At 43.4% G+C, this 16324-nt stretch carries 15 protein-coding genes and 1 pseudogene; 9 read left to right on the top strand and 7 right to left on the bottom strand.

What is annotated here, in order from left to right:
• Positions 1 to 78 precede the first annotated feature (78 nt).
• On the top strand, positions 79 to 531 hold the full coding sequence (locus JCM23214_RS09770; RefSeq protein WP_025898791.1) for a cache domain-containing protein: 453 nt from the start codon (positions 79 to 81) through the stop codon (positions 529 to 531).
• Positions 532 to 699: 168 nt separating this feature from the next.
• The gene (locus tag JCM23214_RS09765) at positions 700 to 1152 is read left to right on the top strand and encodes a cache domain-containing protein (protein ID WP_025898790.1); all 453 of its coding nucleotides are present in this window, start codon (positions 700 to 702) and stop codon (positions 1150 to 1152) included.
• A 44-nt stretch (positions 1153 to 1196) separates the two neighbouring features.
• On the opposite strand, the pseudogene JCM23214_RS20105 reads toward JCM23214_RS09765, so the two are convergent.
• A pseudogene (locus JCM23214_RS20105) lies at positions 1197 to 1813 on the bottom strand (alpha-ketoglutarate-dependent dioxygenase AlkB family protein).
• Positions 1814 to 2086: 273 nt separating this feature from the next.
• Between JCM23214_RS20105 and JCM23214_RS09755 the strand changes: the two are divergent.
• Entirely contained in the window at positions 2087 to 2962 is an 876-nt protein-coding gene (locus tag JCM23214_RS09755) for a DMT family transporter (protein WP_025898789.1), read from the top strand.
• An 8-nt stretch (positions 2963 to 2970) separates the two neighbouring features.
• Here the strand turns inward: JCM23214_RS09755 and JCM23214_RS09750 are convergent, their stop codons facing one another.
• Both JCM23214_RS09750 and JCM23214_RS09745 read right to left on the bottom strand, forming a co-directional pair.
• Positions 2971 to 4494 (bottom strand): cryptochrome/photolyase family protein, encoded by a 1524-nt coding sequence (locus JCM23214_RS09750; protein WP_025898788.1) that lies wholly within the window; start codon positions 4492 to 4494, stop codon positions 2971 to 2973.
• 48 nt (positions 4495 to 4542) lie between these two features.
• A complete protein-coding gene (locus JCM23214_RS09745) occupies positions 4543 to 5262 on the bottom strand; it encodes an SDR family NAD(P)-dependent oxidoreductase (protein ID WP_025898787.1) in 720 nt (239 codons plus the stop codon).
• A 191-nt stretch (positions 5263 to 5453) separates the two neighbouring features.
• Here JCM23214_RS09745 and JCM23214_RS22420 point away from each other — a divergent pair, with 191 nt between their 5' ends.
• From JCM23214_RS22420 to JCM23214_RS20095, 3 genes are read left to right on the top strand one after another with little or no spacing between them, the layout of a single operon-like run.
• Complete coding sequence (locus tag JCM23214_RS22420) at positions 5454 to 5795, top strand: transporter substrate-binding domain-containing protein (protein ID WP_051548117.1); 342 nt, start codon at positions 5454 to 5456, stop codon at positions 5793 to 5795.
• Positions 5780 to 6223 (top strand): transporter substrate-binding domain-containing protein, encoded by a 444-nt coding sequence (locus JCM23214_RS22415; protein WP_051548116.1) that lies wholly within the window; start codon positions 5780 to 5782, stop codon positions 6221 to 6223. Before JCM23214_RS22420 ends, JCM23214_RS22415 begins: the two co-directional genes overlap by 16 nt.
• A gap of 14 nt (positions 6224 to 6237) precedes the next feature.
• Positions 6238 to 7896 (top strand): methyl-accepting chemotaxis protein, encoded by a 1659-nt coding sequence (locus JCM23214_RS20095; protein ID WP_159104333.1) that lies wholly within the window; start codon positions 6238 to 6240, stop codon positions 7894 to 7896.
• Positions 7897 to 8066: 170 nt separating this feature from the next.
• Here the strand turns inward: JCM23214_RS20095 and JCM23214_RS20090 are convergent, their stop codons facing one another.
• Positions 8067 to 9845, bottom strand: coding sequence for a two-component system sensor histidine kinase NtrB (locus JCM23214_RS20090; RefSeq protein WP_025898785.1), 1779 nt, complete (start codon positions 9843 to 9845; stop codon positions 8067 to 8069).
• Between the two features lie 245 nt (positions 9846 to 10090).
• Positions 10091 to 11110, bottom strand: a complete 1020-nt coding sequence (locus JCM23214_RS09725; RefSeq protein ID WP_025898784.1) for a M14 family metallopeptidase — start codon at positions 11108 to 11110, stop codon at positions 10091 to 10093.
• 433 nt (positions 11111 to 11543) lie between these two features.
• On the opposite strand from JCM23214_RS09725, the gene JCM23214_RS09720 reads away from it, so the two are divergent.
• A complete protein-coding gene (locus JCM23214_RS09720; RefSeq protein ID WP_148301836.1) occupies positions 11544 to 12236 on the top strand; it encodes a hypothetical protein in 693 nt (230 codons plus the stop codon).
• Positions 12237 to 12391: 155 nt separating this feature from the next.
• On the opposite strand, the gene JCM23214_RS09715 is transcribed toward JCM23214_RS09720, so the two are convergent.
• Both JCM23214_RS09715 and JCM23214_RS09710 read right to left on the bottom strand, forming a co-directional pair.
• Positions 12392 to 12817, bottom strand: a complete 426-nt coding sequence (locus JCM23214_RS09715) for a tetratricopeptide repeat protein (protein WP_025898782.1) — start codon at positions 12815 to 12817, stop codon at positions 12392 to 12394.
• Entirely contained in the window at positions 12811 to 13197 is a 387-nt protein-coding gene (locus tag JCM23214_RS09710; protein WP_025898781.1) for a tetratricopeptide repeat protein, read from the bottom strand. The genes JCM23214_RS09715 and JCM23214_RS09710 overlap by 7 nt, the downstream gene beginning before the upstream one ends.
• Before the next feature lie 435 nt (positions 13198 to 13632).
• Here JCM23214_RS09710 and JCM23214_RS09705 point away from each other — a divergent pair, with 435 nt between their 5' ends.
• A complete protein-coding gene (locus tag JCM23214_RS09705; protein ID WP_148301835.1) occupies positions 13633 to 14649 on the top strand; it encodes an MBL fold metallo-hydrolase in 1017 nt (338 codons plus the stop codon).
• A 16-nt stretch (positions 14650 to 14665) separates the two neighbouring features.
• Complete coding sequence (locus tag JCM23214_RS09700; RefSeq protein WP_025898779.1) at positions 14666 to 16321, top strand: hypothetical protein; 1656 nt, start codon at positions 14666 to 14668, stop codon at positions 16319 to 16321.
• The last annotated feature ends 3 nt before the right edge of the window (positions 16322 to 16324 follow it).

Genomic DNA, 16324 nt, shown 5'->3' with positions numbered 1-16324 from the left:
ATTTTTTAAACTTCAATTTGTACATAGCTTCCCTACCCCCAACTGCCAGGAATTCTGGTATTTAGTAAGGAAGTTAAAATGAAGAAAATTTTTGCTGCAGTCACAGCACTCACGTTGCTCGTGTTTTCGTTTCAGGCACAGGCCGACGATCGTAAAGCAACCGCTGAAAATCTTGTAAAAGCAGCTATCGCTCATTACCAGAAAGTTGGTGAAGAACAGGCATATGCTGATTTTTCAAAAAAGGATAGTGAGTTTTTCCACGGTGAGTTTTATATTTTCGTGATGTCAGCGGAAACAGGTTCACATGTATATCACGCCGTTAATGAAAAACTTGTTGGTAAAAATCTGTTAGGCCTCAAAGATACGTCTGGCAAACTATTCGTAAAAGAGCTTTACGAAAACGCTAACAAACAGGGTGCCACATGGACAACCTATCAGTGGCCGCATCCCCAAACCAAAAAAATCGAACCCAAAGTTGTCTATACTGAAAAGCATGGCAATTTACTATTCTCAACCGGATATTACGAATAGTCACATGAAATGAAAAAAAGGCTGCCAATTTAAACCGGCAGCCTTTTTTATTAGCGCACATATTACTATCCAGTTGATTTAAACCAATTTTTAATTTCCAAGAACTAGATTTCCTTACGAAACAAATTCATAAAATATCCAGCACGGATAATTGGTAAGGAAGTTGAAATGAAAAAAATCCTGACAGTGTGTGCCTCCCTTTTTATTTTGGTCACAAGCTTTTCAGTTCAGGCTGAAGACAAGAAAACTACCGCAGAAAATCTCGTAAAGGCAGCCATTGCCCATTATGAAAAAGTTGGCCAGGAGCAGGCCTTCAAAGATTTTGCTGTAAAAGGCAGTGAATTCAATCACGGTGAGTTTTATGTTTTCATTCAAAGTGTCGAAACCGATGAAATGGTTTTTCATGGCGCCAACAGCAAACTTATTGGCCGCAATCTGATGGGCCTTAAAGACCCAACCGGCAAAGAGTTTGTCAAAGCATATGCTGAAAACACTAAAAAAGATGGCAGCGCCTGGACTTCCTACCAGTGGGTTCACCCAGAAACGAAAAAACTGGCTCCTAAACAGTCCTATACAGAAAAACATGCGGGTCTGATTTTCGGTACCGGCTACTACGAATAATCCGCGTATACTTCAAGAAAAGCCCTCAAGTTTGAGGGCTTTTTTTATGTCCGCATTCCATTGATAGTGCGGAAAGTCAGATTAATTCGTCCCTCCCGAACTTTCTTTGTAACAGGCAACGCATGCTGCCAATGATCCTGTATTGTACCGGTCATTAGCAAAAGACTTCCGTGATCCAACATCAATGACAGCTTTTCACCACTCTTTCGGTGACGAAAACTGAACTTCCGCCGTGCCCCTAAACTTAACGATGCGATAGCTCCATGGCGTTTTAATTCTTTTTCTCCATCGCTATGCCAGGACATCCCTTCGCTTCCATCATGATAAAGGTTAAGCAAGCAGGAATTAAATGTCTCACCACAAGTTTTCTCGATCTGCTTTTTGAGATCACTCAATTCCTTCGTCCAGAGAAGTGCCGTTTTGGTTTTTCCGGAATATCGATATGAAAAGGCTTCATCAGCGTACCAGGCGACTTTCCGGCGGGTTGTAATGGTTCGCCCGAATATAAAGGCTTCGTCATGACGCCAATCAATCGATTTTTGCAAAATTTCATAATAATGATCAGCCTCTTCCGGCGATATAATCTGGCCGAAATAGTAGCTTCTCCGTCAATAGGTAACAAGTTGCGCGTTTGCATATCTGCCGCTGCAAATAAATCCATAATCTCGCTACCATCGATAAATGCCACAGCAAACTAACGCTGTTCTTATAACCTGCTATTACTCTAAAACTTTACAGGCATATCGTCCATTGACGATATCGAACCAATCCGTAAAAATATTGTTGGAGTTTCAATTCTTGCAAGTTGCCGGGTGAAATTCACGCCCTCAGGCGATCGCCAAGCCTACATTTAACAGATCAAAACAGAATATCAGGTCTTTTCGAACATCAATTAGAAAAGTCGCGGTTTTGCCAAAAACTAAAGGAAACCGATGTGATCCAAAACGAGACAAAACGCGGAATTTGGCTGATGGTTGTCACAACCTTCATTTTTGCATCTCAGGATGGTCTTTCGCGTCATCTGGCAGAAGCCGCGAACACTCCGATGATTGTCATGATCCGCTATTGGTTCTTTGCATTGTTCGTGATTTCAATTGCCCGTCGTCAAAAAGGGTCCATCCGTGCAGCCGCCGCAACCTCTCAACCTTTGGTACAGGCATTTCGCGGCGCCCTGCTCGCCCTTGAAATCATGGTCATGGTGCTTGCATTTGTCTATTTGGGATTAGTGGAAAGTCACGCCGTTTTCGCCGTTTACCCACTTCTGATTGGCGCTTTATCAGGTCCCGTACTTGGAGAAAAAGTAGGTTGGCGCCGATGGACCGCAATCGCGGTTGGTTTTGTCGGGGTCATTATTATTCTGCAACCAGGAAGTAGCGTATTCTCACCATATGCCGCCATTCCCTTTCTGGCAGCATTAATGTTTGCTGTATATGGCCTGTTAAACCGATATGTCGCACGGCTAGATGATACAGCGACCAGCTTTTTCTGGACGGGTGTTGTCGGCGCAATAGTGTCCACCGCCATTGGTGTTTTTTATTGGGAGCCCCTACAGGGATGGGATTGGGCCCTGATGCTACTGCTTTGCATTACTGGCGCTGCAGGGCACTACACCATGATCAAAGCGTATGAAGTAGCCGAAGCCTCTGCAATCCAGCCATTCGCCTATCTGCAACTGGTTTTTGCCTCTGCCATCGGTCTTACTATTTTTGGGGAAACCTTGCGCATAAATGTAATTGTTGGTGCTGGACTGATTATTGCGGCCGGGCTCTTTACATTCTGGCGTGAGCGTGTCCGGCGAAAACAGAATTAAAGTGCCACTTAATCAAGCTCCTTTAAAAAATCAGCGCTGGATTTCGCGATGGCTGCCTTTTTCTCCTCACTCATTCGATCATAGGTCTTGTAAAGCATTCCGATGCGGGGATTACCCTCCAGTTTAGTTCTGTTGCGGGCCAGAAAATCCCAATAAAGATAGTTAAACGGACACGCCCCCTCCCCGCTTTTCTTCGAAACTTTATAATGACAGCTTTTGCAATAATTGGACATCTTGTTGATGTAATTACCACCAGATGCATAAGGTTTACTTGCCAATTTTCCCCCATCAGCAAAAAGCGCCATCCCGATAACATTGGGAAGCTCCACCCATTCATATGCATCGGCATATACACTCAAAAACCAGTCACTCACTTCTTTCGGATTGATCCCGGTCAGCAGAGCGAAATTTCCAAGTACCATAAGGCGCTGAATATGATGTGCATAAGCATAATTTTTTGTCGAATGGATACAATCCTTGATACAATTCATCATTGTATCACCTGACCAGTAAAAGTCAGGAAGCGCCCGTTTGCTATCGAAAAAATTAAGTGCCTCGTAACCGGGCATCATCATCCAATAGATGCCCCTAATGAACTCCCGCCAGCCGATAATTTGCCGAATGAACCCTTCCACCGCATTAATGGGTGCTTCACCGCGCTCATAAGCATCCACTGCCGCCGCCACACATTCACGCGGATTGAGTAGCCCACAGTTCAGATAAAAACTGATATGGGCGTGAAACATCCACGGGTCGCCCTCACGCATGGCATCCTGATAATCACCGAATGTTTCAAGCCTGCATCGAACAAAGTCATTAAGGGCTTTGAGCGCATCTGCTCGCGTTACGGCAAAATCAAAAGGTTCTATTTCTCCAAAATGGTCTGGAAATTTGTCAGCCACCAATTTCAAAACATCTTCTGTAATTTTATCGGTATCAAACTTGGCTGTTTGCGGTGTCTTGACATCATCATCAGGAAATTTACGGTTTTCACTATCGTAGTTCCAGCTTCCACCTATTGGCGCGCCACCTTCCGTCAGGATGGAAAACCGTCGCCGCATATCTCGATAGAAATACTCCATCCTGAGCTGTTTTCTGCCTTTCACCCAACGAGAAAACTCATCGGTTGAGCAAAAAAACCGATCATCCTCAAGGATATCCAATGAAATCCCGTAGTCACTTTTCAGCTTACTCAGATTTTCCAGAACCCTATATTCCCCAGGGTGCGTAACCAGGAGTTTTTCATAATTCCCATCGGCCATTTGCCGCCTGATTTCTGCCTCAATCGATCCCTTATTTTCAGAATCCTCAAATTTTCGGTAAACCACGCGATACCCTTCATCTTCCAGCTCCTTTGCGAAATGGCGCATGGCGGAGAATAGAAATGCGATCTTTTTTCGGTGATGCTTGACGTAGCGGGCTTCTTCACTGACTTCACACATGAAAATGGAGTCAGACGATTTATCACAATCAGCAAGACTGGAAATTGTTGGTGATAACTGATCCCCCAGTATCAATATCAGATTAGCCACTGCTCCCCCCTTCACTACTATTATAAATTCCATTCTTTAGTCGTGGCATCAGGGTTTGACCTCACTTCCGTCATACGCCAGACATTGACCACTTTGAGTTGGCGTTGCCTCTGCCAACACATCAGTCAAGCAGGCTGCAGAATAATGAGGTGTAAATAATTTACCCTTCGGAACGCCCGACTGAAAAGGTTTCGACAAGTCACTATCAACCGTTCCCGGATGCAATCCAACTATGATTGATTTTGGATGTGTCCGCCCCATCTCAATGGCAGCGCACCGAATGAGCATATTCAGAGCTGATTTCGATGCACGGTAACCATACCATCCCCCCAAATGGTTATCAGATATGCTGCCAACCCGTGCTGACAGAGCCGCGAAAACCGATCGGCGATCCCTGCCCAGAGTCGGTAAAAAATACTTCATGAACAAGGCAGGACGAATTGTGTTCGCTTCGAAAATCTGGCGAAATTTATCTTCTGACAGATTTCTAAGCGATTTTTCAGGTTTTAAGGTTTCCGTATGCAGAATCCCGGTTGCAACAACGACCAAATCAAGCGGTTTTTGCGCGGATATCCGACTTGCAAGTTCCTTCAATTCACTTTCATCGGAATAGTCAATCTGATGTGTCTCAATATTTGTGCGCTCAATTGATATTTTCTGTCTTGAAATAGCGTGAATGACAGCATTTTCATGCTTTTCCGCCAGGATAGAAGTAAATGCCGCCCCGAGCGCACCTGAAGCACCTATAATTGCCACATTTTCAACCATGTTCTAACCAACTCTCACTAATTCAGCTCGTTTCCAACTTTGCAAACTTAAAAGAGTGCAAATGGTTTCAACTATTCTTGTACGCGTGAAGTGAACTTTTGTATCATTTTAGGCGAAGTTTAGCTTTTATTAAGCAAATACCTAATATTCTTTTATTCTGACATTCTCATTTCGACGGAAAGAATATTCAAATGCTAACTACCCTCAAAAAAATTACCTTTGCCTCACTTTCAGCAACTGTTTTTTTCGGCGCCATCGGTGCCTTGCAGGCAGCGGAAGTTCGACTTGGACAGGGAATACTCCCGCCCTACGGCATAAAGGAACAAGATGGTGGGATTGAAGTTGATATCGTAAGAGCGGCATTGGCGAAAAAAGGCCATACCGTGACCGTCCGATTTGTGCCCTTTGGCCGTGTTGGAAAAGATTTGGAAGATGGTAAAATTGACGCGGCCAACACCCTCACACCGGCTCTGGTGTCAAAGCGGAATATTCAGACAGCCATATCGCCTATCAGAATGTGGCAACAACACTAAAAGAAAAAGGCCTGAACATTTCATCGATTGCTGATTTGGGTAATCATAAGGTCGTTGCTTTTGCAAAAGCTTCGATCTTCTTGGGCGATGAGTTCGCAAAAATGGCCGAAGGTAACAAAAACTATCGCGAAGTCGCTGACCAAGTCACACAAAATAAATTGTTGATGACAGGTCGAACCGAAGCTGTTGTCGGTGATATTCGCATTTTCAAATACTACAACAAGCAGATCGAAGGTCAGGTAGAACTGAAGGAAGTGACATTCCATCAAGTTTTTGAACCTACAAACTATCATGTTGCTTTCAAAGACGCGAGCCTACGCGATGACTTTAACGCCGGCCTTAAAGAGATCAAGCGAATGGTGAATATGATGCAATTATCGCCAAATATGTTCAGGAATAAATTTGTTATTCCCTTAATTTTAAAATGAGTACAGGTACAGGCATGACAGACGCCAAAACTATCAAATCCAAAAAAAGGCGGCTTTCACTGCAGGCAAGGATTTTGTCTTCGGTGATTGGGCTGACCCTATTCGTGCTGCTGATTGCTGCAACCCTTGGTATATATGTGTTTCAAAACAACCAGAAATCCCAGATACAGCATCGGGCTAACATAATTACAGCACTTCAAGCAGCGGCGATCGCCCGTCCAATGTGGGACCTTGATGATGATGGCGCCAATAGTCTTCTCGCTGATCTCGCGCAGGATGAGGACTTCCAATATGTGGAAGTCCAGGATCCTGATGGAGGGATCCTGTATACACATGGTGAACTGACTGAAGGGGCGGATGTAACCCAAAGTCAGAGAGAAATTGTGCATATTGACGGTGACGAGAGGGAGAAAATTGGCACTCTGATCCTGTACCTTTCCAACCAGCAAATTAACAGTCAATTGCTGAATTCAACACTTTCAGCAATTGTAACTGCCCTGATCATTCTGTTTGCCTTGTCCTCTGTGGTGATCGTTTCATTTCGAAAACTTACGGTCCCATTAGGGCGAATGGCTGGGCAGATGCAAGAGCTCGCATCAGGTAATCTGGAAGTCGAACTTCGCTATCTGCAACGTGATGACCAGATCGGGAATATGGCCAAAGCCATTCAGGTGTTTAAAGAAGATGCGCTTCGGAAACGGGATCTTGAGCAGGAACAGAAAGCGGCTCAGGCTCAGGCTGAACAGGAACGTATTGAAGCTGAAAAACGGAAAGAGGAAAGGGCTCGCCAGCAGGAGCTGGACAAACAACAGGCTGAACAGGAAAAGAAAGATGCTCTTTTTTCTTTGGTCAGCAAATTTGAAAATTCTGTGGGCGGTATCGTTGACGGTGTTGCTTCCGCAGCGACAGAAATGCAGGCAACTGCAGAAGGTATGTCCACCAATTCACGCCAGACAACAGAGCAGGCAACCGCAGTTTCCAGAGCGTCTGCAAGTGCCACGCAAAATGTGCAGGCTGTAGCATCCGCAGCGGAAGAGTTATCCGCATCAATTCGCGAAATCAGCACACAGGTTTCTCAATCCTCCTCAATTACCAGTCAAGCAGTTCAAGAAGCTGGCAGAGCAAACGAACTTATTCAGGGTCTGGATGAAGGAGCCCAAAGCATTGGTGAAGTTGTCTCACTCATTCAGGATATCGCTGAACAGACAAACCTGCTTGCTTTGAATGCTACCATTGAGGCTGCACGTGCTGGTGATGCTGGTAAAGGTTTCGCTGTTGTGGCTTCGGAGGTTAAAAACCTTGCGTCACAAACTGCGAAAGCGACAGAACAAATTTCAAGTCAGATTTCTAAAGTCCAGGGTTCAACCACTGATGCGGTGGAAGCAATTCAGGGAATTACTGAAACTATCGAAAAAGTGGATGGTATTGCTTCGGCAATTACCACTGCAGTTGAAGAACAGGGCGCAGCCACGCAGGAAATCTCCTCCAGCGTTCAAAAAGCAGCCGTTGGCACACAAGAAGTCTCTGCCTCCATCGAACGTGTTACATCGGCAGCTTCAATGTCCGATAGTGCATCCAATGACGTGCTAGAAGCGTCCAAGGAACTTTCCAAGCAGGCAGAGCATTTACGGGGTCAGGTTGCTGATTTCGTTGAACATGTCAGAACTGGATAGCAAAACAAAACCAACACTAAAAAAAACCCTCGCTTTTGCGAGGTTTTTTTGTGTAGGTAGAAAGTCTCTCATACTAAACTGCAACAAACTCGGTGCCGAAGCAAATATTTTACAGACAGTTCTTTGACAGTTAAAATATTTCAGTTGCGTGAGCACTGACGGATGTTTCTTTATCCCTTGGGAAGTAGCAACTTGATACTTGTCCCTATTCCCTGCTCACTTTCAATAACAGTATTACCACCAGACTGTTGAGTGAAGCCATACACCATACTTAACCCAAGGCCTGTGCCTGCACCTACTTCTTTCGTTGTAAAGAATGGCTCAAGTACCTTTTTTTGTATAGACTCAGGCATTCCGGTACCCGTATCATTTACGCTTATTTCAATATACTGTCCCAAACCCAAACCAAATTTTTTAGCGAGATGCTCTTTCCTCAAGTCAACATTTGTAGTTTCAATTGTTAGCATACCACCATCGGGCATGGCGTCCTTTGCGTTGACGACCAGATTAATAATGGCGTTTTCCAGATGTGTTGAGTCCACCTCACATGACCAAAGCGCAGGATCCAAATTCATCTTAAATTCAACATTAGTGGGGAGTTGTTCTACGACTGCATCTTTGACATCGGAAAGAAGTGAATTTACATCTAGAATTGAAGGTTTAAGCTCTTGCTTCCTAGAAAAGGCAAGCAAACGCTGAACCGATTTTGCCCCCAAATCCACTCTATTGAGTATTGTATTTAATTGCTTATTGTCTTCGCCTACAGTCATCTGGAGTATTTCCGCATTTCCCAAGACTATGGTAAGCAGATTATTAAAGTCATGCGCCATACCAGCTGTCAGTTGCCCAACCGTTTCCATCTTATGGGCCTGAAACAGTTCCGCTTCCAGTACCGCACGGTCGTTCTCCGCTTTTTTTCGTTCAGTAATATCAATAATACATGCACGAATTAGATCAAGATTGGGATCTGGCAAACGAGAAAGGCTCACTTCACATGGAAACTCAGTACCATCGGGCTTCACATGCAACCATTCAAATCTTTGGCAATTTCCATCAAGTGCTTTCTGCAGATATTTTAAAGCAATATCTTTTGAAAGCTGACCGTCTGCTTGATACTTCGGGCTGATTGCAGCTGGTCCCATTTTGCCCACAAGCTCTTGTTTGGAGAGACCATGAAGTTTTTCTGCAGTTGGATTTACATAAACATAATGGCCGGTGCTGGCATCAATCAGCGTAATTGCTTCTGGTGCGTGTTCAATAAGCGCTCTAATCCTTGCCTCACTCTGACGCAGCGCATCCTCAAGGCTCTTTCGTCTGCTTATTTCTTTTTGATTTTCAACTAATTGGTGGTCGGATTCTTTAATCGAGCGAACCAACGAAATACTTAACATCCCGATTGCGACCGTTGCCGTGCTCGTACTAATCAGAATACCGAAAATTAATGACCACCACCCAAATGGGCTGGCAAGATAATCAGATGAAATTATCGGGACTTCTTTTATGCCAGATACATACAAATAGGCGATTAATATTCCTCCAATGGCCGTTAAAAATATTGCAATGACGCCATAACGGAGGCCGAAAAAAACAGTAACAACTGTGGGAAAGATTACGAACCAGACCTCCCCCGCGGACAAGCGACCCAGACTATATAATCCAGCAAACCCAGACATATATATAAGCACACAGACTATACTCGCGCGGATGTTAAAACTTAATTTTCGACGATAAAATGTCACAATCCACAATACAAATGCGGAAACAACATGAACAGACATTACAGGTTGCCAACCTAAATCGTTCACTCGTGAAACGGATGTAATTAATGCTGGAACGGCTAAAACAGAAAGCGCAATCAGCAATCCGTTACAAATCCTTGAACATGTTTCATGATAGCTAGTTGTTTTGATTATTGAGCTGTCACTAATACCTTCCAGAGTTTTCTCCATCCGGGCAGCCTGCTTTCAACGACCTATAATTAGTTCATTAAACACTACTACATTAGAAAATTTCTGTCACTAGTAGCCGTCCATACACTTATCAGTAAATTTTGAGGAGCCATATCTTCGACATCATTCTGACTGAATGCCTGAACTAGATAGCAAAGCAAAACCAACACTAAAAAACCCTCGCTTTTGCGAGGGTTTTTTGTGCTCCAAAGAGAAAAACGACCAAGCGTGTTTTATAATTGCGTTCACGCTTCTTTTTTCTCAAATAAATAAAAGCCGCTTTCTTTTGCAATAAACTCATTTGCGCTCATTAAATTTGGCACGCAGGAGTGTTTGAGATAAAGCTTTCCATCTTCGATATAAAAATAGTCAGCAACATCGACAGCGGTCTTTCCTTTCCATGCCTTAAGGAAATCCAAAGAAGATGCCCATCCCCAAAACTCACCAGCTTCAACCTTTGACAAGTTCAAGCTCTCGCAATCAGGGCGTAAGGTCGCGTCTGCTGAGGTATCTTCCTCCTCCGCCCAAACAACTCTTTTTGAAGGTGCCACTTTGAAATTCGTCATATTGACGTAAACATACTGTGTCAGGGGCTCCCCTGCTGACCCGTCCAGAACACCAAATTCCTTAAAGAACTTATCGAGCACCTCGCCCGCAAATGCATCCGCCTCAGGAGTATTGTGGGTCCCGCACTCTACAACAAATGAAGGACATAACTTACTCGTCGCTTCAATCAGGGCACCCATCCCTGCTTCAATTTTTAAAACATAGGGCGTAAACTTTTTAGCATACCCCAATGTCTCATCATCAATTGAGACAACAAAACTATGTGGGCTTACCCCTTTCGCCATGAAAGAATGTAAATCCAGAACACCGATCAGAGGTAGCGAGCAGATGAATTTCTCCAACTCGGCAATACACAGCTCTTCCTCACCCTCAGGTGCATCAACGCACCAGATACGATTAAAATTGCGGCCGTCAGGAATATTTCGGTGAGAAAACTGCGGAGCAATTTTCGCCGCGGCGACATTACCAACGAGGAAATAGACATCGAAAGGATAGCTGCGACCGCGATTAATTTCTTCGAGAAATGCCCGAAAACCACAAGGCTCGCTTCCATGAATTAATGTGGAGACCAGAACAGCCCGTGAGTTATCCTGCCCGTTAACCTTAAAAAGAGTTGGCCTTTTCAACAAATTAAGGGCCTCGGTCTCATCTTTACCTTCTAATAAAGAAACATCCTCAAAATAATCAAAACTTCCCATACTCTTCTCACCACTCTAATTTTTTCAAACCCGTTTTCACACAGGATTATCATAACGCAGCGCAAGTGTTATCACGTCACTGCAGCTACAGCCATAGGTAAGTGAAATTCGTAATAACAAGCCAGTAGCAAAAGTGGTTTTACGTAACGCTGTCTTCAAATTTTAGGCCTACGAAAAAATGCCGTTCATCGGCTATTCACACAGTTTCAACCTCTAACTATTGTCAAATTACAATCTTGTCCTTGAAATCCAGTCTGAATTGAAAGAAATAATTTCGTTATTATTTCCTTCAATACAACGAAAACTTCGTAAGTTATAACCACAGTCAATTCAAGCGGAAGCACACCATTAAATTTATTATAAACTTGTTTTCCATTCGCTATTAGCTATAGTGGTTGAAAAAGATAAGGAACACTAAATTGGAGTGTGGGTGGTGCAAGGTTTTCGTAGAATTTTACTTGGAATTTGTTCAATTTTATTAATGAGCTCATGCAATACCACCAGTCAGCAACAGCATGCTTCAACCACGACAACTAACAATAAAAATGTGGCAACAAATGCCGAAAAAGTAAACCATATCATTAAGATATATGACGCAGTAGTAAGTTTTCCTGAACCCAGCTGGTTTGAAATTGGCGGCAAGCCTGTACAGAGCCGATACTACAGAAATCAATCTGGTCCCTCATTTGTGTTTGAGCAAATTCCAGAAAAAGAAACTTTCGAAGCTTGGACCAAATTATATGCCGTGTCAGGACTCAAATTCCCCACGCCACTCGTTCCTTTAGACATATTTGTTTCAAAAAGCATAGAGGCCCAAGAAATGGCCTGCGGGAAAGAAAACACAAAAATCATTAGGCATCCTGCACAGCCTGGACAGACCACCCTAACAATCGTTTGCAAATCAACACCATACGCCCCTAAACAACTAAATTATGGCCCCAATGTAGGACAAATCGGACTTTATCATTTTGCAAAAATCGGAACCACAATGCTTAAGGTATACCAAGAATGGCGTGGGCAACATTTTGATTTCGATACCCCTTCAACTTGGCCTGCATCTCAGAGTGAAATGAACACTATGTTAGAACGTTTTAAAACAATCAAATTCACACCAATAGACTCGTAAACAAGCCTAAATCCTTTAACTCAGAGTAGTAATAGAGCTAAGGTTACAGACTTAATGCTTTAAGAAGCCCTTCACATTTTTGCAGATGCAAACTGTCCGATAGGTTAAAATCTATGGCCACTAAGCTTCTTTTATGTGCGATCTACCTGTTAATCCTAATCGTTACTTATAGCCCCTTGGTACCGAAGAATTGTTGAAATCTTATTTTTCGACATTCTAGCTCTTTCGATATAGCTTTCAGCTAATGCCTTATCAGCTTCTTCACCATGGCCAGCGTTATACATTTCGGCAAGCAGCAGCATGGCGTCAGCAACCTCTTTATCCGCAGCCAGTTTTAGCCAACTCTCTGCAAAAGTATGATTCACTTCATACACGTGACCAAAATAGTATGCCTCACCAATTTTATACTGTGCGAATGAATATCCACTATTCGCTGCACGCAGGTACCATTCAAATGCTGTTTTTTGATCCTTGCCCTCTAATCCTAATCCATTTTCGTAAATATACCCGATAAGGAACATCGTTGGATGGCGAATTTGGTCATTATATTTGAACCATTTGCTGCTCTTATTTGCTAGCACTTGCTCCAAATGCTCACGGCTTTTACGTAGTCTCGATCTTTTTCATCCGAAAACAGGTAATACATACCTAAATAATAGTCAGCATGCATTTGACCTTTGTCTGAAGCTGTTTCCAAATACTCAAGGCCTCTAGCGGTATCTTGCTTTACACCTAACCCTTCGAGATATAAGCGTCCTAGAAAGTAATGAGCAAAGACAAACCTGGTTCCACGATCAGCATAAAGAGTGGCCGTTCTCTTGACTAACGCATAGTCCTCATATTCAAAAGCGTTGTGAATGGTACGCATATCTTGATGTACAGCAGCGGATTCTCTTTGATGAGCAGTTTTGCAACTGGCAAGAATTAACAAGAGGGAAATCGCTAAGAGGGCTTTCTTCATATTATTTTTCGCTTTTTTAAAGATGAATGACTTTTAAAAATAGGCCTTTCGGCAACTTCACTCAACTTTAACGAAATTAGTTCAGAGAAACAAGCTAGGCTCTGCAGCTAAATTCTCGCCATATTTGTGATGCTGCAGTCCGCTACACTTCCCCTGACGCAAAAATACGGTTTCAATAAATGTCACACTAACATTCTAGAGAATCTGAGCGGCTACAAACTCTTTTATCTAAACGAAACAGTCAGTTTTTCTCTCTTTTTTGCAGCTTAACTAATGGACGTCATCGTAATTTTAGTTAAACTTAATTAGACTGATACTTCTATAAATACGAACTTGCACTCAAAGCAAAGTTGAAAAGGTTTGCACAACATGGTTATGAGGCTGCGGAATACATGGCCGACGGAATTACTATTCTCTGCAGTCTTGTTGATATTTTTGACCAGTTGCAGTGGTGATTTCCGTGAATTTTGGGAAGACCCATCCTATGCAACCCCTGAAATCAAGCCACCATATGAAGGCGCCTCGGTTCATTTTCTGGGAGTTTCAAGCTTTCTAGTCAATGATGGTGATACGTCAATTATGATTGATGGTTATATAAGCCGGCCCGACAATATTATGGTCCAACCGATTGCGCCAAACCCTGTACAGATTGAAGCTACCTTATGCGCATTGAACATTAAGCTGAACGCGAAATGCACTGCTGACAAACCAAACAAAAGTCATCTTGATGCTGTTTTTTCAATGCATGGTCATTTTGATCACGCACTTGATAGCCCACTAATCGCTTGTCTGACAGGTGCAACATTGATTGGGGGGCCAGTTCTCTCTCAAATAGCGGATCGAACAAAACGATTTTTTCCGGAGATTTGCCAACATATTGAGCATAGGTTTCTGGATGGAAAGTCATCCGAATATGCTTTTGATTACCAGTCAATCAGCGTGACATTGAAAAAAGTTAATCATTCAGAGAACATTGCCTCTAAACTTCTTGAAAACGCTTCTTATGATCCAGACTGGACCTTTCCTACAAAAATCAGCCAAATGAAAGAAGGGCTTAGTGTCGCCGCCCATTTAAAACTGCGACAGGGCTCCATTTTAATCGTGCCAACGGCAGGTAAAATTACCGATGAGTTTCGGGATAAACGTTTTGAAGCAGATACCATATTTTTAGGAATTGGCGCTTTAGGATTTTCCAGTGAGGAGAAAGCGCAACAATACTGGAACAATACTGTGCTTGCCAGCAATGCCAAATGGGTTATTCCAGTCCATTGGGACACAATGACAGGCGTTCTTGACCCCACAAATCCCACTTTGGATATCCCCTTTTACGAGCGATTGGATCGTGTCCTGCGCTGGTTTCAAAAATTTTTGGATAATGATCCTGATGTCACATTGCGCCCTATTCCAATTTTCAAATCGTTTGACCCGTTTTTCCCGAAACCAGACCAATAACAGGATAAGCAAGAAGATGTTTTTTTCATTTCACCAAAGATCCTTCAGATATCTTGGCCTGTTATTGGGGCTAATCATTTTATCGGCCTGCAGTACACCAGAAAAATTTAACGCCCGGTATTGGCCAACCCCGCAGGAGAAAACGGGCTATCCTGAACTACAGGATCCACAGATCAGAAACAGGCCGTCCTTCGGTGTTGCTTTTCAGGGAGGCGGCAACCGAGCCGCACCTGCTGCACTCGGGCAATTGAGAGCTCTGCACCATTTGGAGTGGATTGATAAGGTCAGATATATTTCTGCTATCTCCGGCGGTTCCTGGACCTCTATCCCGTATACATATTTAAAACGAACCTATAATGAGGACGTGTTCTTGGGCCGGTTCCATGACCCCAAAGTTGTAGCGAAAAGATTGCCGTCTATGATTGAGGGGATTTTATCGCCAGAATTTCACGAAGGTTCAATGTTAGGGGCGATGGAAGACGCCGCGATTACAGCTAACTATCTGGCGGCACTTGTCGGGCTTCGTATGGATGAAGCCTATTCGGAGGCACTCTCAAAAATTTATCTGAAATCCTTCGGGCTGGGCCGAACCAGTGTCGGGGATCCTGACAGTTTGTTTACATGGCGCAGTAAAGACCGCGACAGAATTCGAGAAAATAATGCGCGTTTTTCAAACACGGAAATTCATTATGTGGAGCGCAAGCGTCCTTATTTAATTGTCGGAGGTACAGTGTTAGTAAAGCGTATTAATCCGAAGCCAAAAGAAAAATTTCTGCTGGAAATGACACCGCTATATACGGGTGTTCCCTGGAAGGTTGGTCCTAATCAAAAAAATACCGCAAAAATTCCATTGGGGGGTGGATTTGTTGAGTCCTACGGATATGACTATATTACAGATGCGGTTGATGGAGATGACAAGATTAAAACCCTTACTCTTCGCGACCCAATTATCGGAAACCTGACAGATCGTTCGCGGCTTAATTTTTCACTTTCCAACGTTGCTGCAATCTCAGGGGCTGCGCCTGTTGAAACGATCATTTCAATACCTTTACTTAACCTGCTGTTTTCCAATATGGGATTTCCTGAACATTATGTTCCAACCAATAAGGTCGTTCCGAAACAGTTGGGGTGGTCTGCAAAAGACGGAGAAATGTATGAGAAAGAATGGACACATGGAGATGGTGGCCATGAAGATAATTTAGGCTTGGTATCTTTGTTAGAGCGCGAAGTCAAAAACATCATTGTCTTCGCCAATTCCTATGCTCCGCTAGGAAAAGAAAAATATTTCCCCGGGGCTGACGAGAACTCCGATAAAAACCAAAGCATGATTGATATCTGCAGGGAAGGTTTGAAGCAGCGCGAAAATAAACACCCGCAGATAGATGAAGTTGGCTTCAAACTAAAAATGTGCCTTGAGATGGCGGGTGATGATCTCCCCACATTTTTCCTGAAAACAGAAGCAAGTATTCACAATGCTGGCTTGGTTTTACAGGAAAACCCACTTCTTCCAGATGATAAAAAACAACTACGCGGATATTATGACCTCCTCTCAATCGCAACTGAATTGGAACAAAATGACCTCTCAGCTGCCGACGATATAAATACACTTCACAACTTGATAAAGCGAACCGCAACAAAAATACTCGCATCTACTACCCCAAAATTTGCATAATAT

This window comes from Sneathiella glossodoripedis JCM 23214 (assembly GCF_000616095.1).
GTDB lineage: Bacteria > Pseudomonadota > Alphaproteobacteria > Sneathiellales > Sneathiellaceae > Sneathiella > Sneathiella glossodoripedis.
The sequence above is the reverse complement of the archived record's forward strand: the minus strand, read 5'-3'. Positions and strand labels throughout refer to the sequence as shown.

Coding starts and splice junctions, on each gene's coding strand:
- JCM23214_RS09770 (WP_025898791.1), top strand. CDS start 79: ATGAAGAAAATTTTTGCTGCAGTCACAGCACTCACGTTGCTCGTGTTT.
- JCM23214_RS09765 (WP_025898790.1), top strand. CDS start 700: ATGAAAAAAATCCTGACAGTGTGTGCCTCCCTTTTTATTTTGGTCACA.
- JCM23214_RS09745 (WP_025898787.1), bottom strand. CDS start 5,262: ATGGTTGAAAATGTGGCAATTATAGGTGCTTCAGGTGCGCTCGGGGCG.
- JCM23214_RS22420 (WP_051548117.1), top strand. CDS start 5,454: ATGCTAACTACCCTCAAAAAAATTACCTTTGCCTCACTTTCAGCAACT.
- JCM23214_RS20095 (WP_159104333.1), top strand. CDS start 6,238: ATGACAGACGCCAAAACTATCAAATCCAAAAAAAGGCGGCTTTCACTG.
- JCM23214_RS20090 (WP_025898785.1), bottom strand. CDS start 9,845: ATGGAGAAAACTCTGGAAGGTATTAGTGACAGCTCAATAATCAAAACA.
- JCM23214_RS09725 (WP_025898784.1), bottom strand. CDS start 11,110: ATGGGAAGTTTTGATTATTTTGAGGATGTTTCTTTATTAGAAGGTAAA.
- JCM23214_RS09710 (WP_025898781.1), bottom strand. CDS start 13,197: ATGAAGAAAGCCCTCTTAGCGATTTCCCTCTTGTTAATTCTTGCCAGT.
- JCM23214_RS09700 (WP_025898779.1), top strand. CDS start 14,666: ATGTTTTTTTCATTTCACCAAAGATCCTTCAGATATCTTGGCCTGTTA.